We start from the raw sequence: 300 nt of genomic DNA on the forward strand, positions 1-300 counted from the left end.
GCCGAGGGCACCTGGACCGTCCGGGCGCTCGTCCCGGGCGCCACGGCGGACCGTACGGGCGTCGCCGAGACCGGGGGCCTCGCCGAGGTCGCGATCGCCGTCTAGCTCGTGACGCGCCCCCCGGGCCGTCCGGCGCCGGGGGCGCCTCTCGGGCTTCGGGCCGTCACGGCCCGCGGACCGGCCGAAGGGCCGCACCTCCTGGGGGTTGGACGCTTCCCGGGAACGAGGTGCGGCCCTTCGGACGTACGCTGGAGGTATGTACGCGCGGCGCCGGCACGTCTACTTCGGGATGATGGCGGC

The 300-nt window shown here is 77.0% G+C and carries 1 protein-coding gene; it reads left to right on the forward strand.

Translation table 11 applies throughout. From position 1 onward, the window contains the following. A partial coding sequence (locus PUR26_RS01070; RefSeq protein ID WP_329868284.1) for a DUF1416 domain-containing protein occupies positions 1-105 on the forward strand: 105 nt, incomplete at its 5' end. Positions 106-300 lie beyond the last annotated feature (195 nt).

The organism is Streptomyces sp. SP18CS02 (genome assembly GCF_036322365.1).
Taxonomy (GTDB): Bacteria; Actinomycetota; Actinomycetes; order Streptomycetales; family Streptomycetaceae; genus Streptomyces.